The following is a 24,952-nucleotide window of genomic DNA, read 5'->3' as shown; positions in this document are numbered from 1 at the left end:
CACGTCAGTCGTCGAGTAGCCGCCATGCGGTGAGGGCGAGCCTGGCCCGTGTCAGTCCGGTGGGATCGGTGAGTTCGATGTCCAGGGTCTTCGCGATCTGTTCGAGCCGGCGGGCGACGCTGCTGTGGTGCAGGTGGAGGACGTCGGCCGCGCGGCGCAGGGAGCCGGTGGCGCAGTAGGTGTCCAGGGTCTCCATGTCTTCCGGGCTGCCGGCGATGCGGGCGATGGCGGCCACGTCGGCATTGTCCCTTGAGGTGTCCTTGGGTACCTCGGCCAGGAGTGCCAGCGCGCCCAAGTCGGCGTAGCGGACGACCGGTTCGCGCGGACCGGTGAAGCGGAGGGCGGTGCGGGCCTGCCGCCAGGAGCGGTCAGGGCCGGCCGCGGCGCCGATGCCCGCGCGTACGCCCGCCGGAAACCGGGCCGGGTCGATGGCGGTGCTCAGGATGACGCCCACGTCCCCGAGAGGTGCCGCCTTCACCTGGCCGGCGGGGCAGACCAGGCCGCCGATCCGGTCGAGCGGCAGCTCGGACCGTACGGCGACGACACGGACCGGCAGGCCGACGGCGAAACCGAGCAGCCGTAGCGCCCGGGCCCTGGCCGCCTCGTCGCTGTCGGAGCTGATCACCAGTTCCACGAGTGCGGGGTCGGCCATGGTGGTGCGGGCCGGGCCGTACCGCTCGACGACCGACGCGGCGGCGATGGCGAGCCGGTCGAGGAGCACTTCGTCGAGCGGATTCGGCGATCCGGGGCGTTCCAGCCACACCGTGCCGATCTCCTCCTCGTCGAGCGTGACCGGCGCCGCGGTGGACGCGGGTGCCGGCGCGGCGGACGCCTGCCTGCCGTCGGGGGAGACGCGGATCACCCGCCCCGTGCCGTGGAGCCGGATCCCGGCCACGCACTCGGCCAGGCCCGCCGACGCCCGGGCGAGCGCGGGGAGGTCCACCCGCCGGCGCATCAGCGTGTCGTAGAACGCGACGACGCGGATCGCGCCCTCGACGTACGGATCCAGTCCCGACAGCCGTACGGCCAGTGCCTCCATGGCAGAAGGATAGAAGGGCAGGGGTGCGCCGAGCGGTGCGTGATCGGGGCGGTATGCGCGACGGACGGCGGATGACCCCGCGGGTGACGACGGTGAGGATGGTCGTCATGGATCCCGAACTCGAAGCGTTCCTCCCGTTTCTCCCACAACTCGACCTGAACGACCCGGTCGCGGCGCGCAAGGAATTCGCCGAGCGTGCCGCCGCTGCACCGGCACCGGACACCTCGAACATGGAAGTCACGGACCGCACGGTGCCCGCCGATCCGGACGTGGCGGTGCGCATCTACCGCCCGCACCGCGCACAGGGCGCCGTCGTCTGGCTGCACGGCGGCGGCGGAGTCTTCGGTGACCTGGACACCGAACACCCATGGGCCGCCCGGATCGCGGCCCTGTCCGGGGCGGTGCTGATCTCGGTGGGCTACCGCCTCGCGCCCGAGAACCCGTTCCCGGCCGCCCTGGACGACGCCTACGCCGTACTGACCTGGGCGGCCGAGCACACGGACGAACTCGGCATCGACCCGGCGCGCATCGCCGTCGGCGGTCACAGTGCCGGCGCGAACCTCACGGCCGCGGTGGCCTTGCGGGCGCGGGACGAGCGGGGGCCGGCGATCCGCTTCCAACTGCTCAACCAGCCGGGACTGGACGACCGCCAGGAGACGTGGTCGGCGCGGAACTTCACCGACACGCCCTGGTTCAACCGCGATCGGATCGCCGCAGTGTGGCGGCACTACCTGGGCTCCCGGCCCGCCACGCCGTACGCCGCCCCCGCACGGGCCGCCGATCTGTCCGGCCTGCCACCGGCCTACATCGCCACCGCGGAGTTCTGTCCGAACCGCGACGAGGGCATCGCGTACGCGCTGCGCCTGCTCCAGGCGGGCGTGCCGGTCGAGCTTCACCAGTGGCCCGGCACCTTCCACGGATCGCAGGCGCTCCTGTCCGCCGAGATCTCACAGCGGCAGAACGCCGAACTCGGTGCCGCTCTGCGCCGCGCCCTGGCGGAGTGAGCCGTGGATGTCGAGCAGCACGAGCCCCCCGGTGTACTCAACGATCGTGAGAGGACGGAAGACGTGAAGATCCGACTGGTGTGGTGCGGAAGCGTGGCCGCGCTGAGTGTGGGTGCGGCCACGGTGGCGCCCGTTCCCGCGCCCCACGAGACAGGGGCCGTGTCGTCCGTCAGCGCGCTCCCGCCCACCGGCCTCGACCCTGCGGAGCTGAAGTCCGCCATGGACGGTGTCCACCGCGCGGGGATGCCGGGCGTCTACGCCGAGGTGCGCGACGGTGACCGGACATGGCGCGGCGCTTCCGGGGTCGCCGATGTCACGACAGGCCGTCCCGTCAGGCCCGACATGCGCCAGCGCGTCGGCAGCATCACCAAGACCTTCGTCGCCGCCGCCATCATGCAGCAGGTCGAGCAGGGCCGGATCCGACTCGACGCGCCGATCGGCGGATACCTGCCGCAGCTGGTGCCGGGGGAGCGCGGCCGGAAGATCACGGTTCGGATGCTGCTCAACCACACCAGCGGCATCCCCGACTACATCCCCTACGCGTTCCCGTCCCTCCAAAACTTCCCTTCCGCGCCGGACATCTCGAAGAGCCTGGACGAGAACAGGTTCAGGCAGTTCCGCCCGGCCGAGCTCATCGAGATGGGACTCGCGGCGCCTCCCACCGGCGAGCCCGGAGGCCCGACAGGGGTGTACTCCAACACCAACTACGCGCTCCTCGGCCAACTCCTGGAGCAGGTGACCGGTACCCCGGCCGAGCAGTACATCACCCGGAACGTCATCGAGCGTGCGGGCCTGCGGCACACCGAGTTCCCGGACGGGCCGCGCATCGAGGGACCGCACTCGCGGATGTACGAGGCCTTCTACGGCTTGATCGACCCGCCGCGCGACTACAGCGTCTACACCATGTCCTGGGTGACGATGGGCGCCGGTCTGGTCTCGACCATGGAGGACCTCAACCGCTTCTACGCCCAGCTGCTCGACGGCAAGATCGTCAACCAGTCGTCGCTGGCGCAGATGCAGCGCACGGTCCCGGTCCGCGCCCTGGACGGATCGACGGTCGACTACGGCCTCGGTCTGCACAAGGTCACCACACCGGAGTGCGGCACCTTCTGGGGCCACGACGGCACGGTCTGGGGGGCCGGAACGATCTCCCTGACCCGGGCCGACGGCAAGCGCCAGATGTCCGTCGCGGTCAACCTCATGAGGTGGAACAGGCTGGACTCCTCGGGGAAGCCGCAGCCCCACCCCATCGACGACGCGCTGTCGACGCTGCGCCGGCAGGCGATGTGCGGCGGGGAGACGGGGGTTCACCCGTAACCGACCGGGCGCCCGCGGGTTAGCAGCGCGGAAGATGAGGAGTTTTCATGGCGCAGCGGCACACGACGTCCTTACGGCTGCGCCTGCGGTACCGGTTCGACCATCTGGTGGCAGGGGGAACCACCGCGCTCATCGGCTGGTTCGCCCTGGCCTGCCTCACCGTCGTGGTCCCGGCGAGCACGGTGCTCGTCTGGGCCGACCGGGCCGCTCCGAGGACCCTCTCCGGCCGGCTCACGGCCGTGTGGGTGAGTGTCGGACAAACGCTCAAGATCGGGGGCGCGGTCGGCTCCCCCCTCTACGTCCTGGCCTCCGTGGCCCTCGCCCTGGTCGCCCTGCTGTTCGTGTCCACGCTGGTCAGTCTGATCACCACCGGCATCAACCGGCGCATCATGCTGCTGCGCCGCGGCCATTCGACCGTGCTGGAATCCGGGCACACCGTCGTGCTGGGCTGGTCCGATCAGATCTTCCCGGTGGTCGGAGAGCTGGTGGCCGCCAACGCCAACCAGCGCAAGTCGGCCATCGCCGTCCTCGCCCCGAAGGACAAGGTCGAGATGGAGGACGAGATCTCCACCTCCGTCCCCGACACCGGCACCACGAAGATCATCTGCCGTAACGGCCGCACCACCGACTCCTCGGAGCTGGCCCGGGTGAGTCCGCAGACCGCGAAGGCCGTGCTCGTGCTGCCCCCGGACGGGGACACCGGCGACGCCCACGTGGTGAAGACCCTGCTCGCCCTCGACGCGGCGGTCCCCGAATCCGGTGAGGCGGTGGTGGTGGTCGCCGCCGTCCGCGACACCCGCAACCACCTCACCGCCAAGCTGGCCGCCGGGCCGGGCGGCCACGTCCTGTGCGTCGACGACATCATCGCCCGGCTCCTCGTCCAGACCGCCCGCCAGCCCGGCCTCTCGCTCGTCTACCAGGACCTGCTCGACTTCGAGGGCGACGAGCTCTACACCGCCGCGGCCCAGGGCCTCGCCGGACGCACCTTCGGCGAGGCCCTGCTGGCGTTCACCACGTCCTCGGTGGTCGGTCTCCTGCACACCGACGGCGGCGTCGCCCTCAACCCGGACCCCGGTACGGTGATCGGCGCGAGCGACCGGATCATCCTCATCTCCCGGGACGACGACACGGCCGTACCGGCGGACGCGTCCTCCTTCGTCGACCAGGACGCGATCGTCACGGCCCGCCCGAGGACGCCCGCCGCCGAACGCCTGCTGCTCCTGGGCTGGAACCGCCGCGCTCCGCTCATCGTGGAGCAGCTCGACCAGTTCGTGAGCCCCGGAACCACCCTGGACGTCGTGGCCCTCGTCGACGACGTGACGACGCGCACCGCCTGCGGCAGCGCGGCGCCGTGCAACTGCCTCGAAGTCACCTTCCACAGCGGGGACATCACCGATCCCCAGCTGCTGGCCAAGCTCGACGTGCCGTCGTACGACAGCGTGATCGTCATCGGGGAGGCGGACCGCGACGCCGCGATGCCGGCCGTTGCGGGAGCCGAGTCCCAGACCGGAACCGAGACGGACGACCGGACGCTTGTCACCCTGCTGCACCTGCGGGCGATCGGGGACGCCGCGGACCGGGAGCTCTCGCTCACCACCGAGATGTCCGACGACGGCAACCGGCTGCTCGCCCCCGCCCGGGAGGGCGCCGACTTCATCGTCAGCGGCCGGCTGATCAGTCTCCTCATGACCCAGATCTCGGAGAGCCCCTGCCTCGCCGACGTCTTCGAGGAGCTGTTCAAGGCGGCGGGGAGCGAGCTCCACCTGAAACCGGCCGCGGACTACGTACGGACCGGTCGCGAGGTGGCGTTCGCCACCCTCGTCGAGTCGGCGCGCCGCCGCCGCGAATGCGCGGTCGGCTACCGGCTGCGCGCGCAGGCCGCCACGGGCCCCGCGTACGGCGTGCGGCTCAATCCGGACAAGAGGCAGCGGGTCCGCTTCGGCGAGCACGACTGGCTGATCGTGCTCGCCGAAAGCTGAGGCACCCCCCCGCCCGCTCAGAGGGTCGAGTGGACCTCCAGGGCGGTCCGTACCGCGGACTCCACGGCGCCTTCGATCCACGCCGGCTTGACGGAGGTGTGGCACCCGGCGAAGTGCAGGCTGCCTTCGGCCGTGCGCACGTGGGGGAAGAGCTCGGTGTGCTGGCCGGGCAGCAGCACCGAGGCCTCGCCGTAGGCGTACGGGTCGCGCATCCAGGACTGGGTGCGTCCCACGCCCGTGTAGAACACCTCGATCCGCTGCCCGAACACCTCCTGAACGCCGGCGAGCGCGCGCGGGTAGCGCTCGTCGTCGTCCAGGGAGTCCCACTTCAGGGCGTCGTCCGACCAGCTGTAGGAGGCGAGCACGACCCCGCCCGCGCTGCCCTCGACGGGGTAGGACGGCTGGAACATGAAGCGGTTGGGGTTGTCGGTGGCTGAGCCGCCGCCGATGACCCCGGCCGCCTCGGGCTGGTCGCGGGTGACCCGTCGGCAGGCCGCGTAGTGGGCCCGTTGGGCACTGGAGATGTCGCGCTTGGACACGGAGGAGTGGGCCCCCAGCAGCGCGCCGTCCTCCGGGGTCTGCCCGAGCTGGTACTTGCGGTACAGGCCGGGCTGCACGGCTTCCAGCTCGCGCTTCCAGTCGGCTTCGTCGAACTCCCACCAGCGGCGGCTGAACTCCAACAGCACCTTGGTGGCCGCGTCGTAGTGCAGTTCGGTGATCGCGCGCCGCTTGCCGTAGGAGAGCGCGGGCGCGACCGGGATGTGGCGCAGTCCGGAGAAGGGGACGGTGATGATCGCGGTGTCGCCGGTGAAGGTCTCGCGCTGCACGGCGCCGCCGCCGCGGCCCTCGGAGACGGTTTCGATGCTGACCTCCCCCTCCCCGTGCGTGATCCGGGTGGCGCGGCGGTCGAGCCGCACGAGGTCCTCGACCCGGGCGTAGAGTGCGTCGGCCAGGGTGGCGGTGCCGCCCGGCAGCTCGAAGAAGGCGGTGTCCGGACTGATCAGCGAGGCACCGATGAAGCTGTGCACGAAGGCAAGGTGCAGCCGGGAGGTGAGGTTCTCGACCGTGCCGATCAGGTCGATCGTCCGCTCGTCGAGCTTCGCCTCCTCGGTCAGGTAGCGGTACATCGACATGTGGCCGTAGCGCTGGATGACTCGGGCCCAGCCCTCGACGAGCGCCTTGTCCTTCTTGCCCTCGATCTCCTTGCGTACGGGGGCGAAGGCATTGCGGACGATCTGTGCGGCGGGCAGGGCTTCGTAGGCCGCCGGCACTCCGAAGGAGCGGTTGAGGGCCTGCGGGCTGCGCGCGTAGTCGGCGCGGCGGACGCGGATGCCGTTGACGAAGATCCACGTGCGGTAGGCGGGGCGGCCGGACCCGTCGACATCGACCAGGTGGAAGCGCCTGCGCTTCAGGCCGAGGCTGTCGATCAGGCCGGTGACCAGCGGGTGGCTGTCGGGAATGCGCATGGCGCCGGCCTCGGCGTACTGCGTGGGGTCGGCGAAGGGGGCAGCGGACTTCTCGTGGCCGCCGGTACGGAAGGTCTTGATCCGGCCGCCCACCCGGTTGCCGTTGGCCTCGATGACGGTGACCTGGTGTCCGCCCTCGCGCAGCAGGTGCGCGGCGGTGAGCCCGGCGGGCCCGGCGCCGACGATCAGCACCTTCTTGCGGGTACGGGACCGGGGCAGGCCGTTCTTCAGGAGGATGTCGGCGTAACGAGGTACCAGGGGCTGGTCGTCGTCGTCCCGCACGAGGATGGCCCGGGCGATGGTGAGGCAGGTCGCCCAGTCGGGGCGCGCGGAGCCGGACGGCGCCCGCGGGGTCTCGGCGGACGCGGCGGCGACCGTCAGCGCTCCGGCTCCCGCGACGGCGGCCGCACCGGCGATGACGGTACGGCGGGAGGGGCGGCGGGCGGGCGCCGGGGCGGGCTCGCCCGAGGGGCCGGGCGTGGGGCCGGGTTCGATGATCACGGCTCAACTCTCGCGGCTTACAAGCGCCTTGCATGCCCAAAGGCACCCAGATGGGGAACAATCACCCGGACGTGCGGTTTCGGTCGCCCGACGCTGACGAACTGGGATTCGTGCCGCGATGACTGATGACTGATGACTGCCGGACGGGGCCGGTCGGCGGATCCGGCCCCACGACCGTACGGTCGGCAGGCCACCGAGGCACGCCCCGTCAGCGGGGCGCCGCGAGCAGTGCGAGCGTCTTGCCGAGCTGCTCGCGCACCCCCTCATCGGTGATGACACCGTCCGGGCCCACCATCTGACGGTCCACTGGAACACGCACGCACGCCGACTCCACGATGTCGGCGCCGGTGTAGCCGAGCACCGTCCGCAGCGTGGCCTCCGCGCCCTGACCCCGGCCGGAGGCGGCCGCGTTGACCCAGGCCACGGGCTTGTCACAGATCTCGGTGCCGCCGACCGTCCAGTCCAGCAGGTTCTTGAACGAACCCGGCAGGGTGCCCGCGTACTCCGGGGTGCAGATCAACACCGCGGCCGCCTCGTCGATCGCCGCACGCAACGCGGCCACCGGAGCGGGCAGCGGGTCCGTGTCGTCGTCGGGGTTGAAGTGCGGAAGGGCCGCCAAGCCGTCGTAAAGGACGGTACGCACCTGGGAGGAGGCCACGGCCTGCGCGGTGCGCAGCACGGACTCGTTGGAGGAACCGGCCCGTAGGCTTCCGGACAGCAAAAGGATCACAGGTGGCGTAGGCATCCGCCCAACGTACTGCGTCGTAGGCGTACTTCGGCAACGCCTCCGCCCGTGATCGTCGGATACCCCCTGCGCAGCGCCAGGCGGCATGATGGAACGATGATCAACGCGATACCGGACGTGGTGCCGGCCGGCCGGATGAGCCAGAGCACGCAACCGGCCTTCGGGCTCCCGAACGGCATGCGGTTGCGGCCCTGGCGGGAGAGTGACGCGCGGGCGCTCGCCCAGTCGTGCCTCGACCCGGAGATCCAACACTGGAACCGTCCGGGCCGGCTGTCCGACGACGAAGCCCGGCAGAAGATCACCCGGTGGCGGAGCCGCTGGCAGAGCGAAGAGGCCGCGATCTGGGCCATTGCCGCTGATGACGACGCCGTTGCGGTAGGGCTGATCGGTCTGGCGGACCTCGATCTGCGCGGTGGCAGCGGCGAGTTCCTCTACTGGCTGCTGCCGGCCGGCCGGGGGAGGGGAACCATGGTCGATGCCACCGTCCGGATCAGTCGCTGGGCCTTCGAAGACCTCGGACTCCACCGCTTGCGGATCAGCCACTCCGTCGCCAATACGGCATCGTGCCGGATAGCCGTCAAGGCGGGCTTCCCCTTGGAAGGCACCATGCGCAGTGCGCTGCTTCATGCCGACGGGTGGCACGATGAGCACCTTCACGCCCGCATCCAGGACGACAGTCCGCCCTCATAACCAGCGGCGCTCCGGCGATCGCCCCCGGACTGCCTGCGGGGCTCGCGCCGTGCGATAGGTTCCAAGATCGGATTGTTGGAACATCAGATCGGAGCAGCGCGTGCGCATACGCAACGCAGCGGCGGTAGGGGCGCTCATTCTGGGGGCCTCGCTGCTGGAGGCACCGGGTGCGATCGCTGCGGACGACACCGTGGCACTCACCGCAACCTTCAACGACCCCGCCGGGACGACCGCGCAGCAGGACGCCATCCGCAACGAGTTGATCTCCCTGGTGAACCGGACGCCCGCAGGGGCGGAGATCAACGGTTCGATGTACCTGTTCACGGACGGCGGCGTCAGCAACGCACTGATCGCGGCGAAGAACCGCGGCGTGAAGGTCAAGCTCATCGTCGACGGCGACGCCGTCGCGGCCACCGGCCCGGACGGGAAGGCAACCGGCTCGGAGTACGCGACGCTCGCCGCGGCGACCGGCCTGGGAACCGACCTCGCCGCCGATTCCTGGGTGCTGGCCTGCCCGGAGACCCGCGGCTGCGTCGGCAACCGGAATCTGGGCGGTGGCGACGACGGCGCCATCAACCACAACAAGTTCCTGCTCTTCTCCAAGGTGGGCAGCACCGACAAGGTGGTGTTCCAGACCTCGGCGAACCTCACCAGCAGCCAGCGGCGCAACCTCTTCAACAACGCCGTGACCATCCCCGACGCGGGCTCCGGCCTCTACGCGGCGTACCTGGCCTACTGGCAGGACCTGCGCGCCAACGGCTCCTCCGGGGACGGCCTGGCCACCTACTACAAGACCACGGAGGCGGGGGCGTACAAGACGTACTTCTTCCCGCGTCAGGAGAAGGCCGGGACGACGTACTCCACCGACCCCGGCACCGACACGGTCGTCTCGCTGCTCAACAACGTGGACTGCGCGGGCGGGACCACCAAGATCCGGATCGGCATGTACGCCTTCACCCGCACCCAGGTGGCGGACAAGCTCGTGCAGTTGAAGGGCGCGGGCTGCCGGGTGGAGCTGCTGCACAACGGGGAGGACGGAAACCTCGGCAGCACCGTACGGGACACGATCGCCGGGCGGTTCGACTACGCGGCGCGGTGCGCGGGTACCGCGACCGACGCCGCCGGAGTGACGCGGACGATCGGCATCCACTCCAAGTACCTGCTGATCGAGGGCACTTACCTGGGCGGGGCCAACCGCAAGCTGGTCTTCACCGGGAGCCACAACTACACCTTCCCGAACCTGCGGTCACACGACGAGACGCTGCTGAAGATCGACAATGCGGCGGTGTACGACGCGTTCGCGGCGAACTTCGAGTCGATCAAGGCGAGCCCGCACTGCGCGGCGTGGTGAGTTGCGGCGCAGTGAGGTGACGTGAGGTGAGATGAGGTGCGGCAGCGGTGTGTCCTGCCCGGCGGCTCCGCCGGGCGCACATCCGCAGCCGCTACGGGGTCATGGCCTGGCCGCCGATGCCGGGGGCGCCGGCGAGCTGGCCCTGCCACCATGTCGCCGCCTCGGTGTGGTCCATCGCCGCCCAGTCAGGGGTCCGCTCCACCTGGGCCCGGCCCAGCCGGCGCGCCAAGGCGACCAGCTCCCGGCCCGCCGCACCCCGCGCCGCCCGGTACCCGTGGAGCAGCTCCGCCCAGGAGCCGGACCGGCGCCACGCGGACGCGAAGGCCGCGGCGTCCTGGAGCGCCTTGGCCGCCCCGCTCGTGTTGTGCGGGCGCACCACGGTGGCGGCGTCGCCCGCCAGCAGCAGGCGCCCGGCGGCGGTACGGGCGGTTTCCAGGTCGTAGATGGGCTGGACGAAGGTGTCCGCCGGCTCCGTCAGCGCGATCACGCCCGCCCAGTACGGCGGGAACTCGCGGTCGAGCAACTCCCCGAGATGTGCGGTGAGTTCCTCGGTCACCTTCCCCGGCGGAAAGCTCGTCGGGTCGTCGTACGGCAGCCGCGCCGTCCGCGGCGGCATGGCGTACAGGACCCAGTTGACCCGGGGGCCGTCCGGTCCGGGGATGCGGTAGACGACGCAGCTCCCGCCGGGGAAGCAGACGGTGGTCACCGCCTCGGCGGGCCAATCGCCGGCGCCGAGCACGTCCAGCCGCCGGGCGTCGAAGTTGCCCCGCCAGCACACGTAGCCGGCGTAGTGCGGCCGGGACTCCGCGCAGACCGCCTCGCGCACCACCGAGCGGTACCCGTCCGCGCCGATGACCAGGTCGTACCGCTCGACGGCACCGTCCGCCAGGCGTACCTCGGCCCGCTCCTCACCGCCTGCCCCGGTCACGCCCGTCACCGCCGCGCCCTGCCGGTAGACCACGGTGTCCGGCGTCGCCTCCCGCAGCCCCCGCCACAGCAGACCCCAGTGGTACGAGTGGAAGGGGAACGGCTGTTCCCAGAACACCCGCCCGCCCGGCCCGCCCCCGTCCCGGACCACCCACCTGCGCCGGGTCAGCCGGTGCGCCGGGATCCCGGCGGGCAGAGCTCCCACGGCGGTGAGTTCGGCGGCCCGTTCGTCGTGGACGCACAGCCCCAGTCCTCGGTCCGCCAGCCGCCCCCGGGTGCGCTCCAGCACCATCACCTCGCCCGCACCTGCGCGCGCCGCCGCCGAGGCGAACGCGCAGCCTGCAATGCTCCCACCGACCACCGCGACCGTACCGTCTCGCATGGCTGCTCCCTCTGCGATCCACCGGGGGCCGCCACCTTACCGGCCCTCCATCCCGTTGCACGGCGCCTGTACGGAGAGGCGGGGCGCGTGCCCCGCGGACCCGGCCGCCACCTCAGCTGATGCGCGGTCCGTGTGGATGGGAGAAGCTGGGGGTGGCCGCGTACCGACGGCGGAACAGGCAGGCGAGGTGGTTCTCGTGGATGCTTCAGGAGAGGGCCGACTCCTACGGATGCCTCGGCGCAGGCCGCGGACGGCCACCCTGCTGGTCTCGGCGGCGGCCCTCGTGGCGGCCGTCTTCCCGGCCTCCGCGCAAAGCCGCGCCGCACCGGCCCCGACGCCGGATCCGGTCGTGGTCGTCGACTGTTCCTCGCAGGCTCAGGTGCGCCCCGAGGAGTACCTGCTGGCCTGCGGGGACGGCAACAACCGGCTCGTCGGGCTCCGCTGGGAGACCTGGGGGCAGCGGACCGCGACGGCCGCCGGAACCGACATGGTGAACGACTGCCGCCCCTACTGCGCGGCGGGGCGTTTCCGCCCCTACCCGGTGACGGTGACCCTGAGTAACCCGCAGCGCTGGCCCGACCACCCCGACCTGCAGCGTTTCACCACGATCCGGATTCTCTACACCGACACCGCGCCGTCTCCCGTCCTCAAAGACGTGACGTACAAGCTCGTGTACTGAATTCGGCACTGAACCGCTCGGTGTCAAGCTTCATCGCGGGACCTCTCCCCTCTCACTGTCCAGATGCCCTGCGGCCCGGTCGAAGACCCCCCACAATGGCCGGAGGCCGGTGACCGGTCTGCTCAGGATCACCGTGAACACCGGGCCGTCCCGCTCCACCCGCACGGAGACCTGCTCATCCGCCATGCCGCACCCCTCCCACTTCGCCGGCACCCTCGAAGGCGTCTACGGACACGCCCCCTGCATGACGCCGTTCGGCCCGAACGCGCCTGTGCTGATGGCCGGAATGACGCCCGCCGACCAGTCCTGCAAGCAGATCTGGCAGCCCAGTGGCGCGGTCCCGGCGGCCGCGAGCGATGACCACCCCTTCCCGTACCTGTTCCACCGGGACATCCCCACCCTCTACCTGGGTGTGCTCGGCGCGATCCTGCTGGTGACCCTCCTGTCGGTGCGCCTGACCGGCGTTCGCATCCGGAGCACGGTCCGCTATGCCGACATGTTCCTGCTGGGCGCGGCCTTCATGTTGCTCGAAACGAAGAACGTGATCAACTTCGCGCTCTACTTCGGTACGACCTGGCTGGTCAACGCCTTCGTCTTCATCGGCGTCCTGCTCGCCGTCCTCGCGGGCGTCGAGGTCCGGCGCCGGCTCCCGCGGGTCAACCAGCTCCTGCTGCAGCTGCTGCTCTTCGGCACCCTCGCGGTGGCCTGGTTCGTCCCGGCGGACGCCGTGCTCGCGCTGCCCTTCGCCCCACGGCTCGCCGCCGCCATCGCCCTGGCCTTCGCCCCCATCTTCTACGCCAACCTCATCTTCTCGGACCGCCTCGCGCTCGCCCCGGACCCGACCTCGGCGCTCGGCGCGAATCTGCTGGGCGCGCTGACCGGGGGCGCGCTCGAGTACCTGGCCCTGGTGACGGGCTATCAGGCGCTGCTGCTGGTCGTCGCCCTGCTGTACCTGGGCGCGTGCGTGGCCATGCGGTTCACCGGGCGCGCGGCAACGCCGGTGCCGGACGACACGGTCGCCCACCACGGCTAGTTCTAGGGCCACATCGCGGTCCCCGCGGTGACGGGCTTTGACCAGGGCGCCTTGGGAGGCGGACTCGGCGAGCTTCGTCGTGCTGGGCGGCTCGCCGGTTCAGGCTCGGACGACGTCCAGTACGGCTCGGTGGGGAGGCAGCGCATGCGCGGTGCTCGGACCGGTCCCCGTCCCGGTCATACGGGGCCGGCGTGCCGGCCGGCCGGGTCCGGGAGGGATACCGCGCCTACCTCGTCGCCGTGCCGGCGGGCTGCCTGGTCGGGCTGGTCGGCGGGGCGTTCCGCGGGTGCCTGGAACGCGCCGGCAGGCTGCGCGGCTCGGTGCTGGAGGCTGCTGCCGGGCTCGGCGGCCCGGGATGGCTGATCCCGGTCGGGCTCGCGGCGGTGGGTGCGGCGGTGGCGTGCGCGATCGCCCGGCGGGTTCCGCACGCGGCGGGCAGCGGGATCCAGCACGTGGAAGCCGTGTGGCGCGAGGAGGCGGGAGCCGGAGCCGGAGCCGGAGCCGGAGCCGGAGCCGGTTCCCGTTCGCTGCGGCTGTTGCCGGCCAAGTTCTTCGGCGGTCTCATCGCCATCGGCTCGGGCCTCCCTCGCGCACGCGGTCGCGGCGCCGCTGCTGCCGGTTCACCCGGCCGGCCCGGGCGCGTTCGCAGCCGTGGGAATGGCGGCCCTCTTCGCCGGGGTCGTACGGTCGCCGGTCACGGGCGTCGTCCTGGTCGTGGAGATGACGGCGCCACCCCGCTCCTCGTCCCGCTGCTGATCGCCTGCTTCGCCGCGACACTGACCGCGGACCTGCTGGAGAGCGATCCCCTCTACGACAGCCTGCGGCGGCGGATGCCGGAACGCCCCTGATCCGGCGGCGCGGAGGGGAAGCGGGCCCGCCTCACCGGCCCGGGCGGGGCGGCCGTGTTGTGCCCGGGCGGAGCGCTCGCGTAGACCGGACGGTCGCCGGGGGCGGCCGTCCGGTCACGGTGTCGCGCTGCTCAGTGGGCGATCGTCCACTGCTGGGCCTTGGAGCCGTCGCAGGTCCACACGCCCAGCTTCTTGTAGTCCTCGTCGTAGGTCAGGCAGTCCTGATCACTGATCCTGATCTGGTAGGTGTCGCCCTTGACGTTGACGACCTCCCACTTCTGCGTCGAACTGCCCTTCCAGGTATTGACGTTCGCGAAGTAGGTGCCCGTGTTCTCGGTAAGGGCCGGCCCGAGCCCGTTGGTGATCTCGTAGCGGCCGCGGCCCGTCTCCTTGAAGGTCCACTTGGAGTTCGCTGCGCCCAGTTTCCCGGCGACCACCGTCGAACCGGAGGCAGCGTTCGTCGCGACCGCTCCGAGGTTGTTGACGGTCTTCAGGTGCACCGGGACACCGACCGGAGGGCGGCCCGAGCCGCGGGGCGTGGTCGTCGCGCTGTCGGCGCGGAAGCCGGGCCGGGGGCCGGGCTGGGCAGGTACGCCCGGGGTCACGGGCGTGTCGCCGGGGCCCGGAGTCTCGCCCTTGGGCACTCCGGGGATGGTCGCCGGCTCCAAGGTGCGGCGGAAGTTCACGGTAGAGCCGGTGCGGTCCCACAGGCCGTAGAAAGCCCAGTTGCCCCAGCCGCCGTCGCCCTGGTTGGTGAAGCTGCCGCCACCGGAGAAGATCCAGATCCGGTAGGTCTGGTCCTCGCGTGAGGTCTCGTCGTGGTACTCGACGTCCCCCTGGAACGCCACGTCCTGGAGGTTCTCCTGGTAGTGGTGGACGAACCACGGGTCTCCGAAGGCGTTCTTGCCCTTGATGTCGAAGATCATGATGTTGTAGTTGCCGCCGGTGTGGTTCGTCAGCATCTCGAGCAGACCCTTGACGAAGGTTTCGCGGGCCACCCTCTTGGTCTCGGCGGTCTGCTGGGCCGCCAGGATGCACCACGAGAGCGCGCCGGTGCCGAAGGAGCCCGGCGACACGGCGGCCGCAGCGTTGCAGTTCTCCACGGGTCCGTTGACCGAACCGTCCGCCAGTGCGGGCTGTGCCAGACTCCCGACCGCCAGGGCGCTCACGCATACGGCGGCCAGGACAGACAGCTTGCTTCTCGAACGCACGGGTTCTCCTCCGGTGGGGACGAACAGAGCTACGTCCGCCTAGAGAAGTAAACGGCCTGCCGTGATACGTCGGATTCCGGTCAAACTGTTTCGGCCGCGTGCGCTGAGCGGTGTATGACTCGCCCCGGCCGGTCGCGCCCGCGATGGTGCTTTCGTACGTCGGTCACAGGCTCGCGAGGAGTTCGTCGAGCGGGGTCGGTACCTGTTCGGGGTCGAGGGCCTCGACGAGGAGGCGGCCGTAGCGGATCTTGCGGCCCTTCTTCGTGCCCAGGAAGCGCCGCAGCTGCTGCTGCCGGGGCCGACCGTGCTGTGCGGGCTGGCGCAGGAAGGTCTGCCAGGCACGGAGGTCGCCTTCGGCCCCGACGATCTCCTCGACCCTTGCCGTGCCCAGGGCGCGGATGAGCTCGTCCTCCAGGTCCGACACGCACACGAAGAAGCCCCCGTGCGGCGCCCGTGCCCGCTGCAGGCCGTGGTCGTAGAAGCGCTGCTCGCCCTCGTCGCACAGTCCGGCCAGGCGCAGGCCGAGGCCGGGCGGCCCGAGGAGACCGGCGTAGCGGCCGACGCTCATCGCCCCGCCCATCGCCATGACGCACACGCCGTCGGCGGCAAGGTCCCGGCCACGCCGGGCAGCCAGCGTCTCAACGGCCGCGAGGTCACTCGGCCCTTCCAGCAGTACCGCCGTCCGCACCCCCAGTTGCACAGCCAGATCACTCGCCGCCCCGCCGGGACCGCCGTTCGCCCAGCCGCTGACCGCATCCCGGAATGCCTGTATGTCCGCCATGGAGCGAGTCTGGACCGTCACCAACGGCACGGCACGCAATATTCGAGGACCCCGCGCGGCACACCCGACGCCCTCGGCACCCCGCTGTGTTGGCCAGGCCGTCGGCAGCGGCTCGCCTGCGGTGCCGCCCCCGCCGGCATCACGGGCTGTCGCGTCAGTGAACCCGCAATGATCACGCTGGTCTCCCCTGATGTTCGGGACGACGTGGCCCTCGGCGCATGCGCGCGCGGTCAGCGCATGGCCGCGTTGCGGAGCGTGAGGGTGGTCTGCGCGGCGTCGGCGAGGTTGGTCTCCCGCACCAGCCGTACCGCGCCGAAGGTGGTGGCGTCGCTCCAGGCGCACACGGTCTGGGTGCCGCCGAAGTAGTCCGCGAAGCCGCAGCTGATGCCGCCGCCGTACGGTCCCGGGGCGAATCGGGTCGCGTCACGGGCCTTGGCGGCGGTGAAGAAGTTGCGGAACTCTTGCGAGATCGACTTGGTCGCCTTCTCCTCGCGCACCTTGGGATCCCACTCGGCGCTGCGGACCAGGACGACCAGGTCGATGTTTTCGTCCCCGTCCTCGTCGTAGTAGCCGGTTTTGGTCCCCTCGGGCAGCTTGCGGCCCGCCAGCACCTCGGTCTCGACGCGCTCGGCGGCCTCACCGGTCAGCAGCCGGAAGTCCTCGAAGCTGTCCGGCAGGACCACCGTGCGGGCTGTGCCCGCTTCCGCGGCCCCGAAGGCGGGCGCGGCCGCTCGGGTCTCGGAGGCGCGCGGTTCCGGGTTGTAGGAGGCAGCGGCCTTCACGCCCGCGCCCACCGCGATCAGCACTGTCACGCCGACGATGAGCAGGCGCCGCTTCCTCTCCTCGCGGAGGGTGAGGGCAGGATCGCCGCCGGCCGGGGTCGACGGCGAGCGCCAGGACCCGGTCAGCCGCCAGAGCAGCACGATGCCCACAAGGGCGACAAGGAGGACTCCGGTCACCTGGCCGAGGGCGAAGCTCTGCGAGGTGGTGTCCACGGACGCGACGATCATGCCCGGCATCGTACGTGTGATCGAAGGACGTGTGGATCGCGATTCGGCCCCGCCGCACACCGGCATCCAGCACTGTCGACGGCCGGACAGTGACAACGGCGCCGGCGGCCGTCTCGCAGAGCGCGCAGGACGCGGTGGAGGGCCTGCTGGTGACCATGCCTGCGGCCACGGCCGTCGCCGATCCTGGCGTCGCCGACCAGGGTCCGGACGATGCTGCGGCCGGCCGGGCCCTCAGTGGCCCTTGCGTCCTCGCCGCCTACGCTGCGGTCCAGGTGATCGCCGAGGCCATCCGGACGGTCGGAGATGCAGAGCGTCCCGAGCGGGTCGCCGAGGCGATCCACGCCGGGAGGTTCAAGACGCCGATCGGTGACCTGAGCTTCAACGGGGACGGGGACGTCGAGGGCTTCTCGTTCGGCGTCTACGAGTGGCACCTCGGCAGGCCGAAGACCAAAGTGTAGGGAGGACGGGGCCTTCGCGTCGGTTCTCCGGCCCTCGGCTTCGCTCCGGTATGTCTCGTACAGGTTGCTTCGCCTGGGAATATGTGGGTATCGGCTGATCGAGCCACCATTAATTCTTATGGCGTGATGTGGAGGTGCGGAAATGGCCGCAGGCAAGAAGGCCAAGAACGTCGGCAAGAACATCAAGGGCAAGACCAAGGAGGTCACCGGCAAGGCGGTGGGCAACGAGAGCCTGGAAGCGAAGGGCCGCGCCGAGCAGGCCGCAGGTGATGCGAAGCAGACGGCTCAGAAGGCCAAGGACACCCTCAAGCACTGACCCGCCATGCCAACGCGGAGGCCGGCGGCATCGCCGCCGGCCTCCTCACACCCGCTCACACCCGCTCACACCCGCTCACACCCGCTCACACCCGCTCACACCCGCCGACCTCGGAAGGTGCGGCGGGTGCGTGCTGTGGCCGTGAGTACGGTTCACGCGGGCTAGGACGAGCCTCAGCGCCGGCGTCGTGGGCGGCGCGGCTCTTCTTCCTCGTCCTCGTCCTCGTCTTCGTCGGAGTCTTCGGCCTCTTCTTCGTACTCCTCCTCCTGTTCATCCGCCGGGAGTCCCTCGTCTTCGTCCTCGGGGTATTCCTCCTCGTCCTGCTCTTCCTCTTCCCCGGCCTGCGGCTCCTCTTCCTCCCCTTCCTCCTCATCCGGCTCTTCCGTCGCCTCCTCCTCGAGGGCCTCCTCGTGGGTGAGGACGACCTCGCCGTCTTCGATCTCTCCGCGCCAGCCTTCGGGCTCATCGGTGGAGAGGGTGACGAAGCGCTTGAAGTTCTTCAGGTCCAGGCGCATGCGCCGGCCCTGGGCCCGCCAAATATTTCCCGTCTTCTCGAAGAGCCCGGCGGGGTAGTACTCCACGACCAGGATGATCCGGGTGAGGGAGGGCGCCAGCTCGTGGAAGCTCACGCAACCGCGGGTGGTCCCCTTGGGTCCGTCGGAGCTCCAGACGATCCGGTCGTCGGGGAGCTGCTCCTGGACGGTGGCCTTCCAGCTCCGCGTGGAAGGGCCCACCTTGACCTTCCAGTCCGTGGTGGTGTCATCGCCCTGTGAGACGCTGCGCACGCCCTTGGCGAAGCTGCTGAAGTCCTCGTACTGGGTCCAGTGGTTGTAGGCGGTCCGCAGCGGTACGCCGACATCGGCGGTCTCGATGATGTTGATGGCTTTGGCGCTGCCCTTGCGGCTCTTGCCCTTGCCGCCCAGCAGACCGGATCCCACATCTTTGACCTTGTCCTTGAGCCCCTCGAAGGTCTGGCCGAGGACGGCCTTCACGGGGGAGTCCCCCTTGAGGAGCCGGCCGCCGACGCCGGGAAGGAGCCGGCCTCCGTTCTCCGCCACGTCGTAGAGGTTGTCGGTGAGATCGCCGACTTTGTCCACGGCCTTGTCCGCCAGCTGCTCAGCCTGGGCGGAGAGAAACGTGGTGACCTCGGCCAGGAGTCGGTCGAGACCGGACTGTGCGCCCTTGGCGCCACGCTGTGTGGTGGCCACGGTTCACCTCCGCGCGGTCGGCTTGCGGCGGGCCGTCTTCTTCGCGGCCGCGGTCTTCTTCGTAGCGGTCTTCTTCGCCGTGGTCTTCGAAGCCGGCCGGGCTGCGCTCTTCTTTGCGGCCTTCTTCGCAGCAGGTTTGGCCGCCGCCTTCGTGGCCGGCGCCCGACGGGTGGTCGAGGAAGAGCCTGCCCTCGCCTTCGTGCCCGGGGCTGCCTTCTTCGCCGGAGTCCTCGTCGCAGCGCGCGCCGGCGAAGCCTTCTTGGCCGGGGCCGCCTTCTTGGCTGAGGCTGCTTTCTTGGCCGGAGCCGCCTTCTTGTCCGGGGCCTCCTTCTTGGCGGGGGCCTTCCGGGGGGGCGTCTTGCGCGCCGGCGCACTGCTCGGTGCCGCCTTCTTCGTACGCGGGGCGGAACGACGGGCCGGCCGCCGGGGAGCTGGTGGTTCCTCTTCTTCCTCCTCCGGCTCTTCCTCCTCGGGCTCCTCTTCCTCCTCGGGCTCCTCCTCCTCTTCCTCCGGCTCTTCTTCGTCCTCGAGCTCTTCTTCCTCCGGTTCCTCTTCTTCCTCCTCTTCCTCTTCCTCCTCCTCGGCCCTCTGGGAGGGCTCCTCCTCGTCCTCGTAGCTGTCTTCCGCCTCGTCGTAATCCTCTTCGTCCGCCGCCTCCTCCTCCTCCTCGCCGCGGCCAAGGCCGAGAGTGCGCTCGTGCACCGAGTCGGCGAGCTGGGCCAGTCGGCGGCTCGCGGTAGCCACCAGTGCCTTGCGGCCGGCGTCCAGCGCCTCGCCCCTGATCTGCTCGCCGAGCTCCGCGACCTGCGGCATCTCGCTGAGCTTCTTCAGCCCCTGCGTCGCCAGCTCTCTCGGCTCAACGCCGAAGTGCCGACCTGCGGCGTATGTCGCCAGGGTGAAGGCCAGGCGTCCCTTTTTCGTCCGCCCCAGTACGTAGCCCCCGGCGACGGCGGCCGCCAGGGCGATCTTGGTCGTGTCCTGCATGAGCCCTTTCCCTTTCACCGGGTGAGTGCGGGCCGGTGCCGCCCCTGCGGATCCAAATGCCGCTACGGACGCACGCTCGGGTGACGACACACCGCTCGCACGGTTACAGAGGGGCTGCTCGGCCGTGCTCCAGATATGCCTCAGATACGATGAAAATCTGGATCGTGGAAATTTGGGCATGTTTGCGCCCGGTAAGAGCGGGCAGGCCCCGGGTCGGTTCGCGAGGAGAGTGGCCATGGCCGCAGCAGAGCCGGCGCGCCGTCGACGCACCCCCCCAGACGGCGGTGACCAGGACGCACAGGACGCACCCCCCAGCCGGAGCGCCCCCAGGGCACCGGCCCGAAAGGCACCTGCGCGCCCCCGTGTCACGGGCGCTGCCGCGGCCATGCGCCTGGCAGCCGAACAGCTCACGCAGCTGCTGGGACGCAGCCCCGAGTCGGTGTCGTCCCTGCGTCCCACCGAGGACGGCTGGGAGGCCCAGGTCGAGGTCCTCGAACTGGAGCGCATCCCCGATACCACCAGCGTCATCGGAAGCTACAAGGTCACGATCGACGAGGAAGGTGAGCTGATCTCCTACGAGCGAACCCGGCGATACAGCCGGGGCATGATCGACCGGCCGACCTGACAAGCCGGCCCTGTGAAGGGAAGCGGCCATGACTGTGCTGCCGCAGGGTGGAAGCAACATCAGCAGAACCGGAGGTGGCGGCGGAGGCACGGCCAGCCTCTACGACGTGGTGGAACTGATCCTTGATCGCGGTCTCGTCATCGACGTGTTCGTCCGCGTCTCCCTCGTCGGCATCGAACTGCTGAAGATCGATGCGCGGATCGTCGTGGCCAGCGTGGACACCTACCTCCGCTTCGCCGAGGCGTGCAACCGCCTCGACTTGGAGGCAGGCCGCAAGGCCCCCGCGCAGCTGACCGACGTGGTCGGCAACGCGGTCGAGAGCGGGGCACACGGCAAGTCCAAGGGCGCGCTCAGTGGCGCCATGGACGCCGTGACGCAGTCTCTGACCGGCGGTTCCTCCAAAGAGGAAGAACCGGAAGAGGAAGAACCGGAAGAGGAAGAGACCCCCCGCCGGCGCCGGCCCGCCCGCCGCCCCGCACGCCGCGAAAGGGAGTAGGCGATGGCTCTCTACGTGTACTCGATCACCGCCACCACCCACCCGTGCCGCCTGGACGGGCTGACGGGCGTCGGAGCCGAGCCCGCGCCGCTGCGCACCGTCACCGCCGGGCAGCTGCGCGCGGTCGTCTCGGACGTAGACGAGGAGATCCGGCCCAAGCGGCGGGACCTGGCCGCGCACCAGGAGGTCCAAGAGCGCCTCATGGCCGACGGTACGGTCCTGCCGCTGCAGTTCGGCTACACGGCGCCCGACGACGAAGCGGTCACCCAGGCCCTCCAGCAGCGCTCGGAGAGCTACCTGGAGGCTCTGGAGCGCCTCCAGGGCTGCGCCGAGTACCACATCAAGGCTTCCCAGGACGAAGAGGCACTCCTGCGGGAGATCCTCAACGACTCCCACCAGGCCCGGCTGCTCAACGAGCGGATCAGAGCCGGCGACACCGATCCGCGGCTGCCGCTGCAGCTGGGAGAGATCGTCGCGGCCGAGGTGCGCGACCGGCAGGAAGCCCTGGCCGCCGGGCTGGTCCAGGCACTGATCCCCTTTGCCCGCGACCACAGTGTCCGCGCGCCGGCCGACGGCGACATCGTGAACCTTTCCCTTCTGGTCCACGACGACCAGAAGGACACCTTCCTTCAAGCCGAGGCCAGCCTCGCCCAGCAGATCGACGGCGTCGCTTTCCGCTTCGCCGGACCGCTGCCCCCGTACAGCTTCGTGTAGTGCCCCGGGGGCCCGCCGGTCGCAGGCGGCCCAAGCCGGAAGAATGCGTCAGGAGGAGCCATGGGGTTGCTGACCAGCTTGCTGACCGCGCCAATGGCGCCCGTACGGGCCGTGGTGTGGGTGGCGCAGCGCGTCGTGGACAAGGCGAACGAGGAGTACTACGACCCTGCCCCGGTCTACGCCGCTCTGGCCGACCTCGAGCGTCGTCTCCAGCTCGAGGAGATCGACGAGGCCACCTTCGACCGCCAGGAGGACGAACTCCTCGACCGCCTCGACGAAATCATGCGATTCCGGCAGGGACCGCAGTGACCAGGGAGGTCGGGGACCGTGACTGACCCGCTTGCCAACCGGCTCGGCCCGCTGCCGTCCCGGGCGACGCCGATGTCCTATCCGCAGACCTCCTCTGCCAGCCTGGCAGACATCCTCGAACGCGTCCTGGACAAGGGCATCGTCATCGCCGGCGACATCCGCATCAACCTTCTCGACATCGAGCTGCTGACCATCAAACTGCGGATCCTCATCGCCTCCGTCGACAAGGCCAAGGAGATGGGCATCGACTGGTGGGAGTACGACCCCTCGCTCTCCTCCCGCCACAGCGGCGACCCGCTCGCGGAGGAGAACCGTCGACTGCGCGCCGAACTGGAGGCACTGCGGCGCGACCGCCTGGAGGCCGCCCCGTCCCAACGCCCCGATGAGGGCGTGGCGGAGGAGGGAGAGGAGCGCCGGCCCCGCGCCACCAGGAAGAGGCCCGGCCCATGACCCCCGAGCCGACCCTCACCTACGTCTACGCCGTCGTCGCGGCCACCGGCGAGCTCGGCACCATCGTGGCGGGCCTCCGCGGTGTCGCCGACGCCCCGGTCACCCTCTTGGCGCCCCGCGCCGACGACGCCGGCCCGGCTGCCGCCCTCGCGTTCGTCACCAGCGAGGTTCCCGGCACGGACTGGCGCGAGGAAGCCCTCACATCCCACTTCGAAGACCTCGCCTGGCTCGAGACCACCGCCCGGTCCCACCACCACGTCATCCAGGCCCTTTCCGACCACACCACCGTCCTGCCCCTGCGGATGGCCACCCTCTACCAGGACGGCGAGCGGGCCCTGGCAGCCTTGCGGGAGCGATACCGCACCTTCGCCGACCGGCTCGCCCTCCTCGCCCACCACACCGAGTACGGGGTCAAGGCCTACATCCGCCCCGACACCGACACCGCGGCGCCCGACGCCGCGCCTGGCGCGAGCCCGGGCAAGGCCTACCTCCAAGCCCGCAAAGCCCAGCACCATGCCCGTGAGGACCGCTACCGGGAAGCCAGGCAAGCAGCCGAACGCATCGCCGCCACAGCAGCCCAGCACGCCAGCCATGTCGTGCGGCATCCCACCCAGGCCGGGCCCCTCACCCGCGGGGAGAGCGGCGAGAACGTCCTCAACGACGCTTACCTCGTATCCGAGGACCAAGCCGACGCCTTCCGCACCGCCATCCGACAGGAAGGCGAGAACATGCCCGGCATCCGCCTCGAAATCACCGGTCCCTGGGCGCCCTACTCCTTCGCCATGCCCCCAGCCGACGAGCCCGGCGCGGGACCATGACGCTCACCGAACGAGACGAACCACTGCCCGGCCGGCAAGTCGCCCTCGTCGACCTTCTCGACCGGCTCCTGGCGGGCGGCGTCGTCATCACCGGCGACATCGTCCTCTCCATCGCCGACATCGACCTCGTCCGCATCTCCCTGCGTGCCCTCATCACCTCCGTCACCACCCCAGCCGGCCCCTCCACCCGCGCCGGCGAGCAGCCATGAACGCCGACCCCGACCCGCAGCCGCCCCCCGCCCCCGACCTCGACGCCCTCAGCGACACCATGGCAAACGCCTTCCGGCTCCTCCAGGCACCCCCCACCAGTCCCGGCGAAGCCCAACCCCCGGCTCGCCGCATCCACACCGACCCCGACCGCGTCGGCGAAGACCTCCTGAAGCTCGTCCTCACCCTCGTCGAGCTCCTGCGCCAGCTGATCGAACGCCAGGCCCTCCGCCGCGTCGACGCGGGCGACCTCACCGACGAGCAGGAGGAAGAACTCGGCGCCACGCTCCTCGCCCTGCACGACCGCATGACCGACCTGTGCGCCGAACACGGCTACACCCTCCAGGACCTCAACCTCGACCTCGGCCCCCTCGGCCCGCTGCTCCCACCCGCCCCCTGAGTGCGGCGTCAGGTGGCCCGCGCAGCAACGCAGGAAGAACAGAAAAAGAGGGAACGCAGCACGCGCCGAAGGATCCGTCGCGCGACCCAGACGGTCAGGCGCACACCCCATTTCGTCGTTCGTACACAGCCCCGGCGGAGGAGGGCTCGAGGGGTCCACCGAGCGAGGGCCCGGCGCCTGCGCCGCCTAAATCCGTGCCGCCCCGGAGTGAACTTCACGAGTATCACCTGCTGACTGCAAGATAATCGACAGGCGGATCATCACGGAACCGGAAGTGACGGCCAGGCAGGGGCCGATTTCGAGGTAGCGGCCAACGAAATCTGCGCCGGTCCCGTGAGAGCCGGCAGACGCGAGAAACGGCTTCACCCTCCAAGGGGAAGCCGTTTCGTCGACGCGCCGAGTTGGTGCGCAGTCAGCGCTACCTGTGACGCGCGAACAGGCGGTAGACAGCCAGCAGGATGAGAGAGCCGACGATGGCGGCGATCCAAGTGGAGAGCTCGAAGAAGCCGTCGACGGAGTCGACGCCGAAAATGACCTTACCCAGCCATCCACCCAGAAGACCGCCGGCAATACCGATGAGAATGGTGACGATGATGCCACCCGGGTCCCTGCCCGGCATCAAGAACTTGGCAATGATGCCTGCGAGCAGTCCTAGGAGGATCCAAGCGAGTATGCCCATGATTCCTTCCTGCCTGTGTCATGTAAAAGCCGGTGTCGATTTGACTTCTTTACTGTTCGGGAATTTCTAAACCCCGGAACCTGGGAAAAGTCCGCCCGTACGTCAACGGAACCTGTCCTTGCCCTTCTCCTTGCCATGCCGGGCCTTCCCGCGAGCTTCCAAAGCCGCACCCTTGGCTGCCAGGCCGTCTTTGCCCATCGCGTGGGCAGCCTTCCTCACAGCCTTCCCGGCAACTTGCTCGATCTGAGCCTTCGCCTTCTCGCTGGCGCTCATGTCGGTCCTTTCGCAAGGCTTGGCCTGGCCGGGGGCTGTGTGGCCCGGGCGC

29 protein-coding genes are annotated in these 24,952 nt (G+C 70.3%); 18 read left to right on the top strand and 11 right to left on the bottom strand.

What is annotated here, in order from left to right; all coding sequences use genetic code 11:
• Window positions 1–4 precede the first annotated feature (4 nt).
• Window positions 5–1,039: a helix-turn-helix domain-containing protein gene (locus J7E94_RS30360; protein ID WP_215020013.1), complete on the bottom strand. Its 1,035-nt coding sequence runs from the start codon at window positions 1,037–1,039 to the stop codon at window positions 5–7.
• A gap of 107 nt (window positions 1,040–1,146) precedes the next feature.
• On the opposite strand from J7E94_RS30360, the gene J7E94_RS30355 reads away from it, so the two are divergent.
• The 3 genes from J7E94_RS30355 (at window position 1,147) to J7E94_RS30345 (ending at window position 5,339) form a co-directional block, all read left to right on the top strand.
• Window positions 1,147–2,043: an alpha/beta hydrolase gene (locus tag J7E94_RS30355; RefSeq protein WP_215020012.1), complete on the top strand. Its 897-nt coding sequence runs from the start codon at window positions 1,147–1,149 to the stop codon at window positions 2,041–2,043.
• Window positions 2,044–2,262: 219 nt separating this feature from the next.
• Window positions 2,263–3,360 (top strand): serine hydrolase, encoded by a 1,098-nt coding sequence (locus J7E94_RS30350; RefSeq protein ID WP_215020066.1) that lies wholly within the window; start codon window positions 2,263–2,265, stop codon window positions 3,358–3,360.
• A 47-nt stretch (window positions 3,361–3,407) separates the two neighbouring features.
• Entirely contained in the window at window positions 3,408–5,339 is a 1,932-nt protein-coding gene (locus J7E94_RS30345; RefSeq protein ID WP_215020011.1) for an NAD-binding lipoprotein, read from the top strand.
• A 17-nt stretch (window positions 5,340–5,356) separates the two neighbouring features.
• Here J7E94_RS30345 and J7E94_RS30340 read toward each other — a convergent pair whose 3' ends face one another.
• Both J7E94_RS30340 and J7E94_RS30335 read right to left on the bottom strand, forming a co-directional pair.
• A complete protein-coding gene (locus J7E94_RS30340; protein WP_308345531.1) occupies window positions 5,357–7,306 on the bottom strand; it encodes an FAD-dependent oxidoreductase in 1,950 nt (649 codons plus the stop codon).
• A gap of 208 nt (window positions 7,307–7,514) precedes the next feature.
• Window positions 7,515–8,051 carry an NADPH-dependent FMN reductase gene (locus J7E94_RS30335; RefSeq protein ID WP_215020010.1) on the bottom strand — a complete coding sequence of 179 codons (537 nt, stop codon included), beginning with the start codon at window positions 8,049–8,051 and terminating at the stop codon, window positions 7,515–7,517.
• Window positions 8,052–8,147: 96 nt separating this feature from the next.
• Here J7E94_RS30335 and J7E94_RS30330 point away from each other — a divergent pair, with 96 nt between their 5' ends.
• Entirely contained in the window at window positions 8,148–8,741 is a 594-nt protein-coding gene (locus tag J7E94_RS30330) for a GNAT family N-acetyltransferase (protein ID WP_215020009.1), read from the top strand.
• A gap of 100 nt (window positions 8,742–8,841) precedes the next feature.
• Window positions 8,842–10,092, top strand: coding sequence for a phospholipase D-like domain-containing protein (locus tag J7E94_RS30325; protein WP_215020008.1), 1,251 nt, complete (start codon window positions 8,842–8,844; stop codon window positions 10,090–10,092).
• Between the two features lie 91 nt (window positions 10,093–10,183).
• Here the strand turns inward: J7E94_RS30325 and J7E94_RS35535 are convergent, their stop codons facing one another.
• The gene (locus tag J7E94_RS35535) at window positions 10,184–11,401 is read right to left on the bottom strand and encodes a monooxygenase (RefSeq protein WP_215020007.1); all 1,218 of its coding nucleotides are present in this window, start codon (window positions 11,399–11,401) and stop codon (window positions 10,184–10,186) included.
• 196 nt (window positions 11,402–11,597) lie between these two features.
• Between J7E94_RS35535 and J7E94_RS30315 the strand changes: the two genes are divergently transcribed.
• The 3 genes from J7E94_RS30315 (at window position 11,598) to J7E94_RS36100 (ending at window position 13,869) form a co-directional block, all read left to right on the top strand.
• Window positions 11,598–12,080 carry a hypothetical protein gene (locus J7E94_RS30315; protein WP_215020006.1) on the top strand — a complete coding sequence of 161 codons (483 nt, stop codon included), beginning with the start codon at window positions 11,598–11,600 and terminating at the stop codon, window positions 12,078–12,080.
• 109 nt (window positions 12,081–12,189) lie between these two features.
• On the top strand, window positions 12,190–13,113 hold the full coding sequence (locus J7E94_RS30310) for a hypothetical protein (protein WP_251057447.1): 924 nt from the start codon (window positions 12,190–12,192) through the stop codon (window positions 13,111–13,113).
• A gap of 387 nt (window positions 13,114–13,500) precedes the next feature.
• Window positions 13,501–13,869 carry a chloride channel protein gene (locus tag J7E94_RS36100; RefSeq protein WP_215020005.1) on the top strand — a complete coding sequence of 123 codons (369 nt, stop codon included), beginning with the start codon at window positions 13,501–13,503 and terminating at the stop codon, window positions 13,867–13,869.
• A 223-nt stretch (window positions 13,870–14,092) separates the two neighbouring features.
• Here the strand turns inward: J7E94_RS36100 and J7E94_RS30300 are convergent, their stop codons facing one another.
• The 3 genes from J7E94_RS30300 to J7E94_RS30290 all read right to left on the bottom strand — a co-directional run bounded on the left by J7E94_RS30300 (window position 14,093) and on the right by J7E94_RS30290 (window position 16,963).
• Window positions 14,093–15,172 carry an RICIN domain-containing protein gene (locus J7E94_RS30300; protein ID WP_215020004.1) on the bottom strand — a complete coding sequence of 360 codons (1,080 nt, stop codon included), beginning with the start codon at window positions 15,170–15,172 and terminating at the stop codon, window positions 14,093–14,095.
• Between the two features lie 163 nt (window positions 15,173–15,335).
• On the bottom strand, window positions 15,336–15,953 hold the full coding sequence (locus J7E94_RS30295) for a TOPRIM nucleotidyl transferase/hydrolase domain-containing protein (protein WP_215020003.1): 618 nt from the start codon (window positions 15,951–15,953) through the stop codon (window positions 15,336–15,338).
• 230 nt (window positions 15,954–16,183) lie between these two features.
• The gene (locus J7E94_RS30290; protein ID WP_215020002.1) at window positions 16,184–16,963 is read right to left on the bottom strand and encodes a hypothetical protein; all 780 of its coding nucleotides are present in this window, start codon (window positions 16,961–16,963) and stop codon (window positions 16,184–16,186) included.
• Window positions 16,964–17,052: 89 nt separating this feature from the next.
• On the opposite strand from J7E94_RS30290, the gene J7E94_RS30285 reads away from it, so the two are divergent.
• Together J7E94_RS30285 and J7E94_RS30280 are read left to right on the top strand one after the other, a co-directional pair.
• Window positions 17,053–17,421 (top strand): hypothetical protein, encoded by a 369-nt coding sequence (locus J7E94_RS30285; RefSeq protein ID WP_215020001.1) that lies wholly within the window; start codon window positions 17,053–17,055, stop codon window positions 17,419–17,421.
• A gap of 142 nt (window positions 17,422–17,563) precedes the next feature.
• Complete coding sequence (locus tag J7E94_RS30280; RefSeq protein WP_215020000.1) at window positions 17,564–17,737, top strand: CsbD family protein; 174 nt, start codon at window positions 17,564–17,566, stop codon at window positions 17,735–17,737.
• A gap of 173 nt (window positions 17,738–17,910) precedes the next feature.
• Here J7E94_RS30280 and J7E94_RS30275 read toward each other — a convergent pair whose 3' ends face one another.
• On the bottom strand, window positions 17,911–18,945 hold the full coding sequence (locus tag J7E94_RS30275; protein WP_215019999.1) for an SRPBCC family protein: 1,035 nt from the start codon (window positions 18,943–18,945) through the stop codon (window positions 17,911–17,913).
• Between the two features lie 3 nt (window positions 18,946–18,948).
• Entirely contained in the window at window positions 18,949–19,929 is a 981-nt protein-coding gene (locus J7E94_RS30270; RefSeq protein WP_215019998.1) for a histone protein, read from the bottom strand.
• A gap of 235 nt (window positions 19,930–20,164) precedes the next feature.
• On the opposite strand from J7E94_RS30270, the gene J7E94_RS30265 reads away from it, so the two are divergent.
• The 8 genes from J7E94_RS30265 to J7E94_RS30230 are packed head-to-tail and all read left to right on the top strand — an operon-like array spanning window position 20,165 to window position 23,948.
• Window positions 20,165–20,554 carry a gas vesicle protein gene (locus J7E94_RS30265; RefSeq protein ID WP_215019997.1) on the top strand — a complete coding sequence of 130 codons (390 nt, stop codon included), beginning with the start codon at window positions 20,165–20,167 and terminating at the stop codon, window positions 20,552–20,554.
• Window positions 20,555–20,582: 28 nt separating this feature from the next.
• A complete protein-coding gene (gvpJ, locus tag J7E94_RS30260) occupies window positions 20,583–21,050 on the top strand; it encodes a gas vesicle protein GvpJ (protein ID WP_215019996.1) in 468 nt (155 codons plus the stop codon).
• A 3-nt stretch (window positions 21,051–21,053) separates the two neighbouring features.
• The gene (locus J7E94_RS30255) at window positions 21,054–21,764 is read left to right on the top strand and encodes a GvpL/GvpF family gas vesicle protein (RefSeq protein ID WP_215019995.1); all 711 of its coding nucleotides are present in this window, start codon (window positions 21,054–21,056) and stop codon (window positions 21,762–21,764) included.
• 60 nt (window positions 21,765–21,824) lie between these two features.
• On the top strand, window positions 21,825–22,073 hold the full coding sequence (locus J7E94_RS30250; RefSeq protein ID WP_215019994.1) for a gas vesicle protein GvpG: 249 nt from the start codon (window positions 21,825–21,827) through the stop codon (window positions 22,071–22,073).
• Window positions 22,074–22,091: 18 nt separating this feature from the next.
• Window positions 22,092–22,523 carry a gas vesicle protein gene (locus J7E94_RS30245; RefSeq protein WP_215019993.1) on the top strand — a complete coding sequence of 144 codons (432 nt, stop codon included), beginning with the start codon at window positions 22,092–22,094 and terminating at the stop codon, window positions 22,521–22,523.
• Window positions 22,520–23,341: a GvpL/GvpF family gas vesicle protein gene (locus tag J7E94_RS30240; RefSeq protein ID WP_215019992.1), complete on the top strand. Its 822-nt coding sequence runs from the start codon at window positions 22,520–22,522 to the stop codon at window positions 23,339–23,341. The genes J7E94_RS30245 and J7E94_RS30240 overlap by 4 nt, the downstream gene beginning before the upstream one ends.
• Window positions 23,338–23,550 carry a gas vesicle protein gene (locus tag J7E94_RS30235; RefSeq protein ID WP_215019991.1) on the top strand — a complete coding sequence of 71 codons (213 nt, stop codon included), beginning with the start codon at window positions 23,338–23,340 and terminating at the stop codon, window positions 23,548–23,550. The genes J7E94_RS30240 and J7E94_RS30235 overlap by 4 nt, the downstream gene beginning before the upstream one ends.
• Window positions 23,547–23,948 carry a gas vesicle protein K gene (locus tag J7E94_RS30230; RefSeq protein WP_215019990.1) on the top strand — a complete coding sequence of 134 codons (402 nt, stop codon included), beginning with the start codon at window positions 23,547–23,549 and terminating at the stop codon, window positions 23,946–23,948. Before J7E94_RS30235 ends, J7E94_RS30230 begins: the two co-directional genes overlap by 4 nt.
• 418 nt (window positions 23,949–24,366) lie before the next feature.
• Here the strand turns inward: J7E94_RS30230 and J7E94_RS30225 are convergent, their stop codons facing one another.
• Entirely contained in the window at window positions 24,367–24,627 is a 261-nt protein-coding gene (locus J7E94_RS30225) for a GlsB/YeaQ/YmgE family stress response membrane protein (RefSeq protein ID WP_215019989.1), read from the bottom strand.
• A gap of 102 nt (window positions 24,628–24,729) precedes the next feature.
• Window positions 24,730–24,900, bottom strand: coding sequence for a hypothetical protein (locus tag J7E94_RS30220; RefSeq protein WP_215019988.1), 171 nt, complete (start codon window positions 24,898–24,900; stop codon window positions 24,730–24,732).
• Window positions 24,901–24,952 lie beyond the last annotated feature (52 nt).

The organism is Streptomyces sp. ISL-94, from assembly GCF_018614075.1.
Taxonomy (GTDB): domain Bacteria; phylum Actinomycetota; class Actinomycetes; order Streptomycetales; family Streptomycetaceae; genus Streptomyces.
The sequence above is the reverse complement of the archived record's forward strand: the minus strand, read 5'-3'. Positions and strand labels throughout refer to the sequence as shown.